This window comes from Acidimicrobiia bacterium, from assembly GCA_029210695.1.
GTDB lineage: Bacteria > Actinomycetota > Acidimicrobiia > Spongiisociales > JAHEDJ01 > JAHEDJ01.
Genome location: JARGFH010000043.1, coordinates 1 through 16,365, shown reverse-complemented (window position 1 = coordinate 16,365; position 16,365 = coordinate 1). Strand labels below are relative to the sequence as shown.

Sequence of the window (16,365 nt, the reverse complement as noted above, 5' to 3'; positions counted from 1 at the left end):
CCCATTACGTCAGGACACTACATGCGTGTTGGGCGACGTTGCTCGTCGCCCCGCGAAGCGCACGATCGGCAGCTCGGCTGTTTCGCTACGGGGCATATGGGCAGTCGATGAAGCCGAAGCTGCTGGTTTCTTGCCCGTGTGCACTTGCATTGATCTCAACCCAATAGGGTTTGAGCCACTCGAGGGTGATCCCTTGCAACTCAATGGCCTTTTCTGCAGTAGCCCCAGGTGGTACCTCCCAGTTCCACCCACTTGCCTGCCAGATCACCAGGTCGTCGAATCCTTCCTCTATGACGAGCCCATCGACCGTAAGCATCTCGTCGCCGTAGTTGTCGACTGCAAGAGTGATGATGGAATCTGGTTGGCACACCTCATCAATCGTCACTATCCATCCGTAGTAGGGGTAGGTCGGCATTGCCCATGTCGTCGTGGTGGGTGGCGGTGGTGGAGGTATGGTCACTGACCCAGCGGCGTTGCTCTTGGTTGGAACACTGGCGTCAGCCAGAGGAGTCGTGCCGACATACCTCCAGTAGCAGTATTCGACTTGATCTCGTATGGCTTGACAGGCAGTGCGCGCAGAGAGCTCATCTTTGTGGAACCCAGTGTGTATGACCCAGTACCCGGGGTTCAGAGTCGGATAATCGGTTGACAGCAGTAAGCGCGCGTCGATCCCGCTCTCGTTGACTCCGTCGAGGAAGTCTTCGGCGTCGCCCCGGTCATTCGTCTCCACAGGGAGAGAGGCAATGATCACAGTCCAGTAATCGCTCGATGGAACGGTTGTAATCGTGGTGGCGGTTGTAGTCGTCAGCATTCGGCGGGTTGTCGCTGTCACGATTGACGGACTCGGCGCAGCTGGGGGTGCTGCAGACGAAGCAGTAGAGTCCGAAATAGTCGGATCCGGTGAATCTGGTTCCGGAGCGACTGCAACCATCGCATTCGTCTCGGCCGGGGTCCCTTCGATCACCTCCAGCAACTGAGACATGCCCCAAGTCAACGCGGCGAGCACCCCGATACCGAGACCAACGGCAGTGATGCGCTTGACCCGACGCAGATCCCTCTTGACAAAGCGGGTCAGAGCGCTCCCGCAGCGTCCGCAATAGGCAGCAAACGAGGAGGCAGGTGCATCGCAAACGAGGCACCGCTCAGATAGATCTCGATCCCAGGCTCCCTCAGCCCAGATCCCAGCGGACAACTCGGCGCCGCAAATCCAGCAGAACAGCTGGTCGCCCGGGTTGACATGGTTTTCTGGACACTCAAGTCCTATCGCCATACCGCCTCACCAACGTCGGGTCGCGCTGGAAAGGCTACTCCCGAGCCCAGGGACCGATCGGTCGTATTGCCCGCTCACGCTCCGGAAGATTGGGCTCAATCCGTCATTCCCCTCCGTGCCCTCGAAGCCACGAAACCCCCGGTTCGTCCGGCACCGGCTGCAACCAGCATCCCGGCCAGAGTGCCTAGCGTTGTTCCGTTGTGGATCAGGTCGTCGACGAGCAGGATCGTCTCCCCTCGAAGTCGCCTGGTGACGTGGAACGCCTCACGAATATCTGATGCAACCTGATGCGAAGGGGATCTTTTCGCCGGGAGTGTTGCCAGATCCTTGAGGATTAGGCGCTGATCGCATTCAATGCCAAGGCTTTGCCCGACGTGATGGGCCAGCACGTCGGGAAGGTTGTGAGGATGTTTCGGTGGGTATGCGGGGACCGGGACGACCAGCGTCACCTGCCGCAGTGGAAACTGGCGTTTGTCCCGGACGATCTGCGCCCCGACCTGCATGAGCTCGCCCAACGCATCGGCGGCCGATCGCTCTCCCGGCTTGCCTTCGTAGGTTTTGGCTCGATAGAGGAGCTGGCCGATTCCGGTCCTCTGATGTAGGTCGTGGTCCCAGTGTTCATCGAGGTACCAGCACCCGACGAGCGGATCCGGCAAGTGCGGAAACCAGCAGACACCTTCGAGCCGGCTTGGCGAAGTAGTCACAGGCATATCAGATGATCCGCGATCGAGATCAAAGCCTGGGCCTTCAGAATCTCGAACCTCCTGGTTGAGCTCTAGGTTCTCGCGAGAACCTCGAGGTCAGCATCGGCACTTGATAGCGGATACTTGACCGAGCTCGTTTGGTGGCCGCAATCCGAGTTGAGCCTTATGAGTCACCCCACAGCAACTCACGCAACCCCGACGCCCGGGCCACCCGCCGGCTGATGGCAGTCCGTATCGACTCTTCGCTGCCCACGATGGTCACGCGATCTGAAGCCCTGGTGACTGCCGTGTAGAACAGTTCCCGGGTCAGCAGGCGGGACATTGGTTCGGGCAAGATCACTGCTACGCCGGCGAACTGTGAACCCTGGCTCTTGTGAATCGTCATGGCGTGGACGGTTTGGATGTCCGACAGCCGGGCCGGGCTGATGAACCGTGGGCCTTCGTCACCCGGGAAGGCGACCATAAGTCCGTCGCCCAAGGCGACCGTCACCCCGATGTCGCCGTTGTAGACGTTCAGCCGGTAGTCATTGCGGGTCACCATCGCCGGGCGGCCGACATGCCATTCGTCGGATGGTTTGAACTCAGGTAGTTCTGCCTGGATTCGCCGTTCTATGGCCGGAACCCAGCGGCCCACCCCATACAGGCCCCGCCGGTGAGCACACAGCACCGCTTGCTCAGCCAACAACCGCAGCGCCTCTTCTGCGTCCCCACGCATCGCCGCCTCAACCATCGGAACCCGAGAGCCAAGCACCGCAGCCCACAACACCGGATCGCCCTCATCCGGATTCTCAACTTCCGGGATCCACACCAGGCCCTCCGGTGAAGACCTGAGAAATTCGACGGCCTTGTCCCTATCGCCTGCCCGGATGGCGTCGGCCAGGTCGGCAATCGGCGAGTCCTCGCCGAAACGGTGGACTCTCTCCAGGACCACTACCGCATCGCCGATCGCCGGCGGTGTCGACCCAGCCTCAGCCTGCCCCAGGCCCGGGACCAACTCCGCCAGCTGCGAGCGCCGGGCCGGCGACATGACCGTCCCACCGTCGACGGGCCCGACAATGTCGCCCAGGACCGTGCCGGCTTCGATCGATTCGAGCTGATCGGGATCTCCAACCAGCACCAGCGAGGCGTCCGGCCGCATGGCGTCGAGCAGCTTGGCAGCCAGCGGCAACGACACCATCGACGTCTCATCCAGGATCACCAGATCGTGAGGCAGCGGTCGATCGGCCCCATACCTGAACTTCCCGCGGGCCGGATGGAACCCCAACAGCCGATGAATCGTCGACGCCTCTACACCTGACAGCCGCACCCGGATCGGGTCATCAAGTTCGATATCTTCGACTTGCTCATGAATAGCCTCGGTCAGCCGGGCGGCTGCCTTTCCTGTCGGAGCGGCAACGGCCACCTCCACCGTTCCGTCCACAGAGGCCAACGCCATCAGGAGCTTCCCGATGGTGGTCGTCTTGCCGGTTCCGGGGCCGCCGGCGATCACCGTCAGCCGGCCGGTTAGGGCGGCGGCAACTGCCAGCCTTTGTAGATCGACCCGGTCGTCCTGAGTAGGGAACAGTCCATCGAGCACTCCCCCAACCTGCGACGACCCCGCCACCAACCCCGGCTCTGTCGCCCGGCCTGCGAGAGCTCTAAACAGCCGCTGTTCATAGTCGAAGTAGCGCTGGAGGTACAGGCCATTCCGGGTCGACACCAGCGGCGCCAACCCGTCGCACATCACAAGCGGGCTCTCACCCACCGCCGACCGCCAGCGGTCAAGATCGGGCCAGGGCAGTGCGTCGATGGCTTCCTGGTCGCCGCCCTCGACCACCACGGTGTTCTGGATGTCGGCGAGATTGATGCACACGTGCCCGAACCTGGTGCCGCGCACGGCCAGGGCAGCCGCCAACAGAACCCCGGCGGACTCCTCCCCGACGATCCGGCCGATGGTGGCGGACCCGTAGGCGTCGACGTCGGTCAGCACTCCTGCCTGGCGGAACTGGTCGAGCAGACCCGACAATTGAAACACCCGCTCGGTCATGGTCGCTCCCCTTCGAAGAGTTGACTGACCGCCTCGATGAGTTCAGGAGCCGGGTTCCAAGAGAACACTCCGCAGCGGCCGTCTCCCACCGCCGGTGTATCCGGGCCGACCATTCCCCGCACGAAAAGGTACTTCGATCCACCCAGGTGGTTGGCCGGGTCGTAGTCCGGCTGCCGCCAGCGCAGATACCGGTGCAGCGCAACCTGATATAGCAACGATTGGAGCAGGTAGTTGCTGTTGAACATGACCTCGAGCAGGTGCTCGGGGGCGTAGTCGAGCACCGTGGCCGTGTTGCCTCGCATCGGAAGCCGGTTGGTCTTGTAGTCGATGATCACGAACCGCTCATCACCTTCCGGCGTGGCTGCCCGGTAGGTGAGGTCGATGGAACCCGAGAGGAACCCGTGAAAGGCGGAGGCCGGCAGGACTTCCAGTCGGTCGGCGTATTCCGTCAACGGATCGTCGGCCGGCACGAACTCTCGCCAGAGCCGGGCGAGGTCGCCAACCGATACCCGGCTGGTCGCTGACGATCGGATCGGCATCTCGAACCCGAGTTCGTCAAGCCGATCACCACGGATTATCTGGCGCAGACGCAATCCACCGGCCTCCTCGGAGAGCGGTGTTTGGATGGCCGCTTCCAGCGAGTTCGCCAGTACGGCGGGATCGATCGGTTCGGGATACCAGCGCAGTGCGCTCTCCACCTCAGCCGCCAGTTCGCCCGGCAGGTCGGCGGCCGCGAAGTCGACGTGCTCAAAGATCTGGTGGACCATGGTTCCGAATCGCATACCGCCCGGCAGAGAGTCCATCAGCAATGGCGACCCCTCGTCGGACCCACCATCGATGTCGTCCGGTTCGTCGTCTTTGAGCACCACATCCACATCGCCGGCGAAAATGTGTGGAACGCCGGCGGTGATGCCGGAGAACGAGGTCCGCCGCCACATGTAGTCGATGGATCGGCCGAATTCGGCGGCCACCAGCTCGAGCGACTTGCCGCCCGATGGCCGATAACGATCAACCTGCTGGAGGGCCGTCACCCGCACCGGCTTGACCGTCGCCCCGGCCCGCCTGAGCAGCGGTTCGAGCTTGCCGGCCATCCGCTCATCGGTCAGTAGTGTGGCGTCGGCCGCCAGGTCGATCGAGTAGTCGTCGGGGGACCGGTTGAACAGCAGCTTCGAGAGCGGCCGCTTGCCGACACCGTCGACCGGCGCCCACCAGACCACCAGATGGTGCCGGGCCCTAGTCAGTGCCACATAGAGCAGTCGGAACTCCTCGCCGGCTCGTTCGGCTTCGGCGAGTTGCTGATGGGTGTCGAAGTCGTCCCAGTTGCACTTGCCGCCCACGTCGGCGGTCCGTTCCCCCGTCACTGGGTCGTGGAAGACGGGGATCGGCATGCCTCTCGGTGGACTCCCCCACAGGTAGGGGCAGTAGACGACCGGGAACTCGAGGCCTTTGGCAGCGTGAATGGTGAGGATCTGCACGGCGTCGGCGTCGGTTTCGAGTCGCCTGGTCCGGGTTTCGGAATCCTCAGGCTTCTCCTCAGCCTCGGCAATCTCCTGCGCCAGCCAGGCAGAAAGGGACTGGGCTCCGTTGCGCAGGGTCGCTTCGTGCAGCACCTCGGCGAGATGGTGAATGTCGGTGATAGTTCGCTGGCCTCCCTCAGTCTGCAGCACTCGAGGTATCAGGTCGGTTGAGCGGCCGACCGCCGCCAGCAAGGTTGGTATGCCCTTGCTGCGGAGCACGTCGCGCCACCCGGCGAGCTGCTGCTGGAGATCGAGCAGTTGGTCGTCCTCGGCGCCGGCCAGGTCGGCCACCGTCCACCCGATGAATGAGGTCACGGAGGCCCGGCGAGCCCGACTGGCATTGGCCGGGTCCTCAAGAGCCTGGAGGAGAATCAGCCAGTCTTCGGCTGCGCTCGACTGGAATACGCTGCCGGTCCGACCCACCACGGCCGGCACACCCAGCTCAAGAAGAGCCGTCTTGACATGGTCAACCTCGTAGCGGGTTCGACACAGCACGGCGATGTCACCCGGCAGCACGGGACGGGGGCCGTCATCATCCGAAATGCGGGCCGTCCCTTGCAGGAGGGCGCTGATCTGAGCGGCCGCGTCGGCGGCGATGAACTCACGGGTCGGAGGAACCGCCGGCAGGCCCTTCTTTATCTTCGGGATCGGCGCATCAAGCCCGATCATCCGGATCTCGAGCGGCGCGCTAATCCCCTCGATCCTCGGCTGGAGGTGCTGGGCCGCCGCGTGTACCCGACGGTAGGCGATCCGTTCGTCACCGAAGGTTGCCCCGGTCAAGAGATGGTCCAGAGCGTCGAGGAGCGGACTATCGGACCGCCAGTTGGTCACCAGGGTGGTAGGAGTGTCTACTCGTTGAACGGCTTCGAGGTAGGCGTGCACGTCGGCGCCGCGGAACGAGTAGATCGATTGTTTTGGATCGCCGATGACGACCAGGGTTGACCCGTCGGCATCGAACAGGGTGTTGAAGATGTCCCATTGGATGGGGTCGGTGTCCTGGAACTCGTCGATCAGGGCGATCCGGTATTGCCGACGCAACAGTTCCCGGGCAGCTTCACCGACGGTCGGTGAGGTGAGGGCGTTGCGGGCGAAGATGAGCAGGTCGTCGTAGGTGAGCGTCCCGCCGGCCTGTGTGCGTTGAACCAGGTCGCTCCGCATCGAGGCTGCCAGCTCCGATCGCAATGCGGCCAGCCCTTCGGCCTGTCCGCCGGCCGGGACGAGGGCGATGTCGTGGTTGGTTTCGATGGTGCCGATGATCTCGGTCAGTTGTTTGGCCGTGGGACGCGGCTCCTCGGCGTCGGCGAAGCGGCCGACGATGGTGTCGGAGACGATTTGCTTGATGAGTTCGGACAGGTCGGCCATCGGCTCGGCACTGGCATCGCTTCCGGACAGGAATCCGAGTCCGCGCAGAACCCGGGTGGCGAATCCGTGAATGGTGGCGATGGTGGCTCCGTCGAAGTTGCGCAGGGCCTGGCGCAGGCGCATTCGGCGGAGATCACGGGTCGCTTGATCGGTGTCGGCCAGCAACTTGAGCACCGGGTCATCGGTCGGGCCTGGTGCCAGGAGGAAGCGTTCGGCTTCGGCGAGTCGGTTCCACACCCGGGAGCGGAGTTCGCTGGTGGCGGCCCTGGTGAAGGTCACCACGAGCAGTTCCTCGATCGGCACACCCATCTCAGCCACATACCGGGTGACGAGGGCGGCGATGGTCCAGGTCTTGCCGGTGCCGGCACTGGCCTCGAGCACGACCCGCCCCTCCGGTAGAACACCGATCGGATCGAACGGAGTGGCGGTGCTCATTCGGCCTCCACCATGGCGGCCAGCAGTGGCTCCCACAAGCGCCGCGCATAGGCCTCAAAGCGGCTGCCGGCCTCAGGAAACGCAGGCGGCCCCTCGTCGGCACGCAGCGGCTCATCCAACAGGTCAACGAGGCTGCGTTCCTCCCCGAACACGGCGAGATGGTGAGGGTCCGCACATTCCGGGTCGAATCGATCGTTCTGCCACTTGCCGTTGGCCTTGCCGGCCCGGTCTCTCTCCGGTGCCCGCGCCCAGGCGGCCGAGGTCTCGGCAAAGAGGGGGATCGGCTCCCGCAGGCCCCGCCGGTAGATGTCGATCAGGTCGGCCAGCCGTCGCCGGGCGGTCTCCCTCCGTTCCGCTGGGGTCGCACCGAGCGGGTAGACAATCTCCGAAGCCGCCGGGTCTACCCGCTGGCCAGGCGTCCTTCCGACCAGAACCCCACCCCACGGTGCCGATGGTTCGAGGGCGGTCACGAACAGCAGATTGATATAGACGGTCAGCAAGTGTTTGCTTTTCAGCCTCGAGAACCCGACCGTCGCAACGTGGGTCCCGTAGATGTCGGTGACAGTCCCGGCCAGACGGATTCCGTCATCGAGAACGACCTCACCCCTTCGCGGTGCTCGACCACCCGACAGGTCAACGAGCTCATCTGTGACTTCAAGGATCCGGTCGGCAATCTCGACTGCTTCGTCGAGGGCAACCGCTCCCAGGTTGGCCGGCGGGAGAACATCGCGGGCCACCTCAGCGGCCAACGCCACCGCCCGATCATTGCCGGAGAGGCGGGCCCGCAGATACCGGTCGCCGACCCCCCACTTGGAGAGTGGATCGAGTTCAGTGGGAATGTTGTCGTCGACGGCTTCGACCGACTTGTAGTAGGTGAGGCCGAGCTGGCGGGCGAAGGCCTTGACCGGATGCTGGAAGAAACCGATCAGATCTGCCAGAGCAATGTCGTCGGTGTCGGGAGAATCGACCACGGGCACCGTGTGCTCAGCTCCCGACGCATCTCCGGCCGCCAGCGTCTCAGCGCCGGCGAGGAGCTGCCGGTCGAATCCCCAGGGGCCGCCGTTCCGAAGGCTTCCCACCGTGAAGTTGAGCGGGTCGAAAGGTTGAAGCGGGTGGCTGACCACCAGCTCACTCAGATGATCCGGGTTATGGGCTATGCCGGTCATCGTGTGGAGGACATCGAGCAGCTCAGCGACCGGGACACAGGGGGGACGGTCGGCGTTGGTGTGTTCATCGCGCCCCGAATAGGTGATGATCAGGCTGTCCCGGGCGGCCATCAGCGCATCGAGCAGTAGCTGACGGTCTTCGGTCAGAGCATCCCGGTCACCGACCAGCGGGTAGGCGGCGAGCAGGTCGTCTCCGTCGCGGCCGGCATTGCGGGGAAACACGCCGTCGTCCATCCCGAGCAGGCCGATGATCCGGTGCGGCACCGACCGCATCGGAACCAGCGTCGAGACGGTCAGGTCGCCGGTCCGGTGCCCGTGCCGGGTCGGACGGCCGGAACCCAGCGGGGCCAGCACCGCCCGGACCTCCTGGAGAGTGAGCCGGGTTTCTTCGAGTTCGGCCGGGATTAGATCGGCGACTGCCCGTTGCAGGCTTGCCCACTGCCATTCGCTACCACGCTCCGGCACTGCAACTGCTTCGATTCCGCTGAGAATCGACTCGATCCACTCAGATCCGGAGCGAGGTTCGGCCAGACCTGCCACGACGAGTTCCAGGCCGTCGACGAGGGAGGCCAGTCGGCCGGCCACGTCGGCTTCCTGAGCTTCGACACCACTCAGCGGAAGTACTCCGGCAATCAGGTCGGTGTCGGTGTCCGGCATGAACACCCCGGCCAGGAGGCGTTGCAGCCCGGCCTGCCACGTTCGCTCCGGGCGGCCGTCGAGGCCATGGCGATCGCGATGCGGTTCGTGGAGTCCCCAGCTCACCTGCATGTCACCGGCCAGGTCGGCCAGCGTGGCCAGGTCGTCGTCGGACAGTCGGAAGCGCCACTGGACGGGCGGACGTCTGGCGAACTCGACGATCTGAGTCAGTTCCAGCCGGGAGCAAGCCAGGTAGAGGACTTGTTCGGTCAGCTCAGTCAGCGGATTCGATCCCCCGGGCGCCCGGTCGGTGATCCTGATCCGCAGGTCGGGCATTCGGAAACTCGAAGTGAATCCACCGATCCCGTCGCTGCTCTGCGGCGTGAACGCGGCTTCAACGAGCGGGGCATAGGTTTCGACGTCCGGGCACATGATGATGACATCACGGGGTTCCAGCGTCGGGTCGTCGGCGAGAGCGTGCAGGATGGCGTCCCGCATCACCTCCACCTGCCGGGTCGGCCCGTGACAGGAATGGATCTGAATCGACGTGTCGGGTGGTGCCGTCTCTTCCCCAGGGGGCCGGTTGGCTCGAATGTCGGCCTGGAGTCGCCGGATCAAGGTGTCCTGGCGGTCGACGCCGGTGACCGCCGTCTCACTTTTTGCACCAGCCACGATGAGTTGCAGCTCCCGGCTCTCCGCCCCCCACGAATCCAGCAACGGATGAACCGCTAGCCCGACCGTCGGATCGTCGGGTCGAGCAATGTTGCGGGCACTCGTCATGGGTCCAGACACGTCGGAGACCGCCTCCCACAACCCAGGCGAAGGATGGAGAAGGAACAGGTGAACACCCACCGTCTCACCGAGCGCCGTGAGGATCTGTTGATGAGCTTGCGGAAGAGCGGTTAGCCCGTAGACAGATATGCGAGACGGGAGGCCAACGTGACTTCCGGCCCGGACCACTTCGATCAGCTCCGGCAGAAGCTCAGCCTGGCTTGGCTCGCCGATTATTGATCGGACTTCCCGCCACAAACGCGGTTGCCATTCATGGCGGAAGGCGACTGCACTCCCGTCCGGGCCGCACTCGTCGCCAAGAGCCCACCGTTGGATCATGCCTGGCCGGTGCGAGTCGTACCGGGTGAACAAACCGGCGATCTTGCGGGCGGCTTCAACTCTGCGTCCGGTCGGCATCTCAAGGGTCGATTCGGAACCCTCGACAAAGCGTCTGATTGTGACCATCCACTCCGCATCAATCGAGTGATCGAGGGCTCTGAGCACCGGCCCGATCAGTCGGGTTCGATTCCACGGGTCGAGTCGCCTATCCCGGCCGGTTGCCTGGCGGGTCAGGTCGGCAATCAACCGGTAGGGAGATGGGAAGTCGATGTTGGCGGCCACCCCGTCTGACCCGACCGAGGTCCCGAGGCGAAGTGAGAGCTCCTGGCTGATCCACCGCTCGATGCCACGGGTCGGAACCGACACAGTCTCGGTGGCAAACGGGTCGTCGAGCGGATCACGAAGCAGGTCGGCCAGCAGGCCAACCAACACGTCCGGATCGTCGCTTCGATACAACCCCAGCATCACCAGTCACCGTAATGGCTGACTGTGACGGATTCGGGGTCCGTCAGTCCCAAATCGCGGAAACCTGCGGGACTTCCGGCCCCGGTAATCGGGGACATCGTTTGGCGTGCTTTCGATCTCAAGAAGAGCCGAGCAGATTCATGCAATGCAACACCCTCCGGGGACGGAAACGACAGCTACCGCCCAATGCGAGCCGCCGCCAGGGCAATGAAGTCTCGATGTGCGTCACAAACGCGTCGAGCAAGTGCATCAAGTTTTCCGACCAAGTCCCAGGCGTTGTCTGCTTCGTCGATCCCAGCGCCGTGAAGCTCCATGTACTCAAGTGCATACTTCGTCCCAAGCCGCGAGTCGTCGGGCCGACTGTCCACGAAGACATTCGGCCACAAGAGGCTATGGAAATCCCGGTAGGCGTCGATCAGTGCGATCTTCTTCTCCTCGACTGAGACATCGTGAAACGCTCGCTCCGGCATAGTGAACTCCCGAGCGAATCGATCGATTGGCCGCAACCAATCGTTTTCAAACCTGATCGCGAAAGAAGATTCACACAACAACCACATGGCCTCAGAATCCGATGGCAACACCTCCAGAACCTCGAGAAAGAGCTTCTTGTCATGCGCCGTAGCCTGCCCGCCCTCCTCACCGGCTCGGGCGTACTCGACAGCGAGAAAGGCCAACAGCGCGAGAAGCCAGAAAGTGAGAACGATCCCCCAAGCCCATGAGGCACCCAAGTCAGGAAGCTTCGCTCGCAGAAAGGCCACACTTCCACCGGCCAACAAAGTCAGCCATACGGCAAGCCCGACAAGCACCTTGGCCTGCTTGAGGTCGTCGGCGGCAAACCTCCCAGCCCGCTTCCAGCGATCTAGCAGGGAACTCATCCTCGAACGATCCTCGGATTCCGGGGGGCCACAACCTGTGTCCCCCCGCCAGACTCAGCCTGAGTTTCGAGAAGGTCGTGCACCGGTTCCAATCCTGCTCCTGCTGGGTTCAGCTTCCAGGTCACGTTAGCGGGTGCGCAAAAGGCTCTCTCGCTAGTCTTCAGGATCGTGCAGACGTGGGGAAACGAGCCTAAAGCGCTTTGGGATTCTCTCCAGAGAACGCCCGGCAGATTTGCGTTGATCGTCGGCGACCTTCCCCACTCCACGTTGGACTTTTTGTCGTCCCAATGGGACACCCCCATCACCAACGCGGGCCACCTCCTGACTGTCGCCGACGAGAACGGGTGGAAGACTCCAGAAGACAGCCTCCGCGGAAGCAGACTTCTCACCGGGTTCGATGTCTTGTTCTGGCCGACCGTCATGGTCGACCCGCTTCGGCTTCTCCGAACCCTCGCTGCCCACCAACCTGTTGTCGCCGAGTGGCCGGGCCGGATCGCCGACGGCCGGGCTACCTACTCGAGTCCAGGTCGTCCGGATTATTACGACAATCCAATACCAAAGGGGATTGTGGTCCTCCACCCGCTAACCGCTACCTTCCCCGATGAGCTGCCCTACCAGGTGGAAAGGATCTCATGAGATATGGAGAACTGGTTCAATTCGATCCGGTCGAGACGGTCAAGGTTCTGGTCGAGGCCGATGATCTCGACCAAGCCAAGGAAGACGCTCACACCTTTGTCATCTCCGATCGTATGGCCGACCAGCTCGTCCATGTCATCTTTCCCAACCTCCAGTTCGACGACCCCACCGACCAAAAAGGCCTCCTGATCGTCGCCAACTACGGGACTGGTAAGACCCACCTCATGTCGGTCATCTCAGGTGTCGCCGAGCGGGCCGAACTCCGAAATCTCCTCACCCACGACACCGTTAAGGAGCACGCTGGGTCGGTCGCCGGACGGTTCCAGGTGATCAGAGCTGAGATCGGCGCCGTCAAGATGTCGCTGCGAGACATCTTCGCCAACGAACTCCAAGACGGACTCGCCAAGCTCGGCGTGAATTTCAAGTTCCCGGACGCAGAGAAGGTCACGAACAATAAGGACGCCCTGGTCGACATGATGGCGGCCTTCGAAGCGAAGTACCCCGACCAGGGTTTGCTCTTCGTTCTCGACGAACTGCTCGATTATCTCCGCACCCTCCGGGACACCGAGCTGGTCCTGGCGCTCTCGTTCCTCAGAGAGGTTGGCGAGATCAGCCGTTCGAGCCGCTTCCGTTTCATCGGCGGTGTCCAGGAGGCGATCTTCGACAACCCCCGGTTCGCCAGCGTCGCCGATTCGGTGAAGCGCGTAAAGGACCGTTTCGAGCAGGTGCGGATCAGTCGCGAAGACGTTGCCTTCGTAGTCCAAGCGCGGCTTCTCAAGAAGACCGTAGACCAGCGGACCACCATCAAGGATCATCTTCAGCAGTTCACCCCGCTCTACGAAGGTATGGCTGAGAACCTCGACCGTTTCGTCGACCTCTTCCCGGTTCATCCCGCATATCTCGAGGTCTTCGAGCAGCTCACCGTGATCGAGAAACGCGAGATCCTCAAGACGCTGTCCCGCGAGATTGGCAGCATGCTCGACAATGAGGTACCCGATGATCGTCCGGGGCTCGTAACCTACGACAGCTACCGGCTGCGCATGTCGGACGACCCGAGCTTTCACGCCGTCGATGAAGTCCGCACCGTGCTTGACGTCTCGAACAAGCTGCGAAACCGGGTCGAAGGCGCCCTGGCCACGCCCCGGTACAAACCGATCGCCTTGCAGATCATCGACGCCCTCACCGTCCATCGGCTCACAACCGGCGATGTTTATGTCCCACTTGGACCCACCAAGGCGGAACTCAGGGACGACCTGTGCCTCTTTCCAGACGGACTGCCCGAACTCGACGCCTTCTTTCTCGAAACGACGGTCGATTCGGTCATCGCTGAAATCATCCGGGCGGTCAGCGGGCAGTTCATCTCAGAGAACGAGGAGAACGGCCAGGTCTACCTCGATGTCAAGAAGGACATCGACTACGACCAACTGATTGGCGAGCGCGCTAACTCGCTCGACACGGCGAAGCTCGACGAGGCCTACTACCGGGCACTCGAAGAACTGCTCGGTCTACGCGACGCGCCTTATGTTTCGGGCTACCGGATCTGGGAGTACGAGCTTCCGTGGATCGATAAGAACGTCATGCGCATCGGCTACCTCTTCATGGGTGCACCGAACGAGCGGTCGACTGCCCAGCCACCCCGCGACTATTACGTCTATTTCCTCCAGCCATACGACCCACCGAAGTTCAAGGATGAGGCAAAGCCTGACGAAGTGTTCTTCCACTTCGACAAGCCCGATGAGGAGTTCACCGCCAAGCTCCGCACATACGCCGGTGCCACGGCTCTCGCAGCGGAGACCGCCTCCGGCGAGCGACGCAGCATTTACGAAGACAAAGGACGGACTGCGCTGCATGGCATGGTGTCGTGGCTCCGGGCCCACATGCGTGATGCCTTCACGGTGACGCACCAAGGCGATGCTCGCCCATTGGGCACGTGGCTCGGATCGGCAGTCGGCCCGCGAGCGTCGATGAAGGATCAACTCGACTCCATCGCATCAACGGCTCTGGCCGACCATTTCGCGGTCCGCTATCCCGGATACCCATCCTTTCAAGTTTCCGTCCCGATCGGCAAAGGGAACCTAGGCGAGAGCGTGAAGCAGGCGCTCAATCAGATCGCCGGTAGCAAGACCCAGCTTGGAACAGCCATTCTGCGTTCACTCGAGCTACTCGACCCGGACGAGTCGTTGTCCAATTCTGGAAGCTATGCCGGCGTCCTCGAATCCGCGGTCAAGAAAGCCGGAGGCAAGGTCCTGAACCGCAAGGACCTGCTCACCGAGCGCGACCGGGGCGTGTTCACCTGGGGCACCTGGCATCTCGAACCCGCTTGGGTGGCCGTCGTCGCCGCTGCCCTGACTCAGCAGGGTCGATTGGAACTCGGCTATTCGAGCGGTCAGATCGACGCACTCGGCCTCGATCGCCTCACGTCGATGTCGCTCGACGACGTCTCCGGCTTTTCTCACGTGGCTCCTCCCAAGGGCATTCCAGAAGTGACCCTCAAAGAGGTTGCCAAGCTCCTTGGTCTCGCCGAGGGGATCGTCCACGCCACAGGCGTCAACGAGGCGAGCGTCCAGGCGATTCTCCAGCATCAGGCCGAAATGCTCAAGCAGGTCGTCGATGCTCAGGCCAAGCTCGCCCAAGGGGTAATGCTGTGGGGGGCCTCCGTCGTCGACCAGATTGATGTTCGCACGAAACGGCTGAATGCCCTGCAGTCAGTGCTCGAGAATGTCAAAGCACGGAACTCCGTCGGCAAGATGAACCGACTCGAGCTTCCGCCCGAGACGCTTGATACCGCCAAGAAGGGTCGTGAGGAACTCGAATGGTTGGATTCTGCCTTTCGAGCCCGAGAGCACCTCTCAGGAACGGTGGAGTATCTCCGTGAGGCCGCGGAAGTGTTTGGTGACGATCACGCTCTCACCGTCGACGCCCAGGCGTTGCGATCCTCAATGTTGCAGCTGTTCCAGGGAGGCGGCGAAATCGACAACGCCGCAGTGGCCAAGCTCAACACTGGCGCGAAAGCGTTGAGTCGCCGATTCTCTGACGAAGCCGCTCAAGCCCATGCCCGAGATCGTCTCGATGGGGCGGGCGACGAGCGGAAACGCCAGATCGTCCAAGGAGACGCCATGCGGGATCTCGAAACGCTCTCGGTCGTTTCCATCCTCCCCGATGGCGCCTTCGGTTCGATTCGTGAACGCCTTGTTTCGATCGGGGTTTGCAAGACGTTCAACGAGGACAATCTCAAACAGTCGGTGATCTGCCCGGACTGTAAGTACCGACCGAAACCATCGACCGGACCCACCGCATTGGCCGCTGTCAATGCCATTGCAGACGAGGTCAACGCCCTGTTTGACGAGTGGCGTCGGACCCTCCTCGACAACCTACGAACTGATGAGATGTCGGCTCAGATTGACCTGCTCGACTCAGGCGACGCCAAGGCAGTGAAGAAGTTACTCGATTCCGAGACGCTTCCAACCCCTGTCGACACGGCACTTGTTCAGGCGATCAACCTTGTTTTCGGACGTTTCGTTGTTCGCCCGGTCAACTCCGGCGAGCTGTGGAAGGCGCTCTTTCCCGAGAAGACTCCAACCACGGTCGCCGAACTTGGCGAACGGTTCGAGAAATTTGTAGAAGACCTCGTCGCCAAGGACGCCGCCGACAAGATCCGTATCGTCCCAACAACCGAGGGCGAGTAGGTGTCAGGTTCGTTGTTCTCTTCGGAGGGGCTCGATCCAGAGGTAATCGAAGCTGCCCGCGAAGAGCTGCGCCGTCAGCTACCGGAGCTGAGGAAGCTACCCGGTTTTCCGATCGGGTCCGATGAGGACATCCTCCGGATGTCGGTGCCACCGTATTACACGGCATGTCCAAATCCCTTCATTGAGGACTGGCTGGAGGAGACGAGTCCCGATGGGTATGAGGAACGGAAGTACGTTGACCCTGGGCCTTACGCTACGGATGTAACCGCCGGGACCGGCAACCTTGTGTACAAGGCTCACAGTTACCCGACGAAGGTACCTCACGAGGTAATCGCCAAGTTCATTCTTCACTACACCCGGCCCGGCGATGTTGTACTCGACGGTTTTGCAGGCACCGGCATGACAGATGACATGTGAGGGACCCCCTCCGGCTCATGCACACTTGTGTGCTGAAAGGCCCCGGGTTGGGGCGGAGCT

Annotated in this window: 9 protein-coding genes; 3 read left to right on the top strand and 6 right to left on the bottom strand. The window is 62.5% G+C overall.

Features of this window, described 5'->3' with window-relative positions:
- Positions 1-85: 85 nt before the first annotated feature.
- The 6 genes from P1T08_13230 to P1T08_13205 all read right to left on the bottom strand — a co-directional run bounded on the left by P1T08_13230 (position 86) and on the right by P1T08_13205 (position 11,566).
- Positions 86-811, bottom strand: a complete 726-nt coding sequence (locus tag P1T08_13230; GenBank protein ID MDF1597036.1) for a hypothetical protein — start codon at positions 809-811, stop codon at positions 86-88.
- 554 nt (positions 812-1,365) lie between these two features.
- Positions 1,366-1,974 carry a hypothetical protein gene (locus P1T08_13225; GenBank protein MDF1597035.1) on the bottom strand — a complete coding sequence of 203 codons (609 nt, stop codon included), beginning with the start codon at positions 1,972-1,974 and terminating at the stop codon, positions 1,366-1,368.
- Between the two features lie 163 nt (positions 1,975-2,137).
- Positions 2,138-4,000 carry an exodeoxyribonuclease V subunit alpha gene (recD, locus tag P1T08_13220; GenBank protein ID MDF1597034.1) on the bottom strand — a complete coding sequence of 621 codons (1,863 nt, stop codon included), beginning with the start codon at positions 3,998-4,000 and terminating at the stop codon, positions 2,138-2,140.
- Positions 3,997-7,314 (bottom strand): UvrD-helicase domain-containing protein, encoded by a 3,318-nt coding sequence (locus tag P1T08_13215; GenBank protein ID MDF1597033.1) that lies wholly within the window; start codon positions 7,312-7,314, stop codon positions 3,997-3,999. Before P1T08_13215 ends, recD begins: the two co-directional genes overlap by 4 nt.
- Positions 7,311-10,691, bottom strand: coding sequence for an exodeoxyribonuclease V subunit gamma (recC, locus tag P1T08_13210; GenBank protein MDF1597032.1), 3,381 nt, complete (start codon positions 10,689-10,691; stop codon positions 7,311-7,313). The genes P1T08_13215 and recC overlap by 4 nt, the downstream gene beginning before the upstream one ends.
- A 176-nt stretch (positions 10,692-10,867) precedes the next feature.
- On the bottom strand, positions 10,868-11,566 hold the full coding sequence (locus tag P1T08_13205; protein ID MDF1597031.1) for a hypothetical protein: 699 nt from the start codon (positions 11,564-11,566) through the stop codon (positions 10,868-10,870).
- 168 nt (positions 11,567-11,734) lie between these two features.
- On the opposite strand from P1T08_13205, the gene P1T08_13200 reads away from it, so the two are divergent.
- Genes P1T08_13200 through P1T08_13190 form a run of 3 tightly spaced genes read left to right on the top strand, consistent with a single transcriptional unit; the run spans position 11,735 to position 16,305 of the window.
- The gene (locus tag P1T08_13200; protein ID MDF1597030.1) at positions 11,735-12,202 is read left to right on the top strand and encodes a hypothetical protein; all 468 of its coding nucleotides are present in this window, start codon (positions 11,735-11,737) and stop codon (positions 12,200-12,202) included.
- Positions 12,199-15,888 (top strand): DUF6079 family protein, encoded by a 3,690-nt coding sequence (locus tag P1T08_13195; GenBank protein ID MDF1597029.1) that lies wholly within the window; start codon positions 12,199-12,201, stop codon positions 15,886-15,888. The genes P1T08_13200 and P1T08_13195 overlap by 4 nt, the downstream gene beginning before the upstream one ends.
- Positions 15,889-16,305 carry a DNA methyltransferase gene (locus P1T08_13190; GenBank protein ID MDF1597028.1) on the top strand — a complete coding sequence of 139 codons (417 nt, stop codon included), beginning with the start codon at positions 15,889-15,891 and terminating at the stop codon, positions 16,303-16,305.
- The last annotated feature ends 60 nt before the right edge of the window (positions 16,306-16,365 follow it).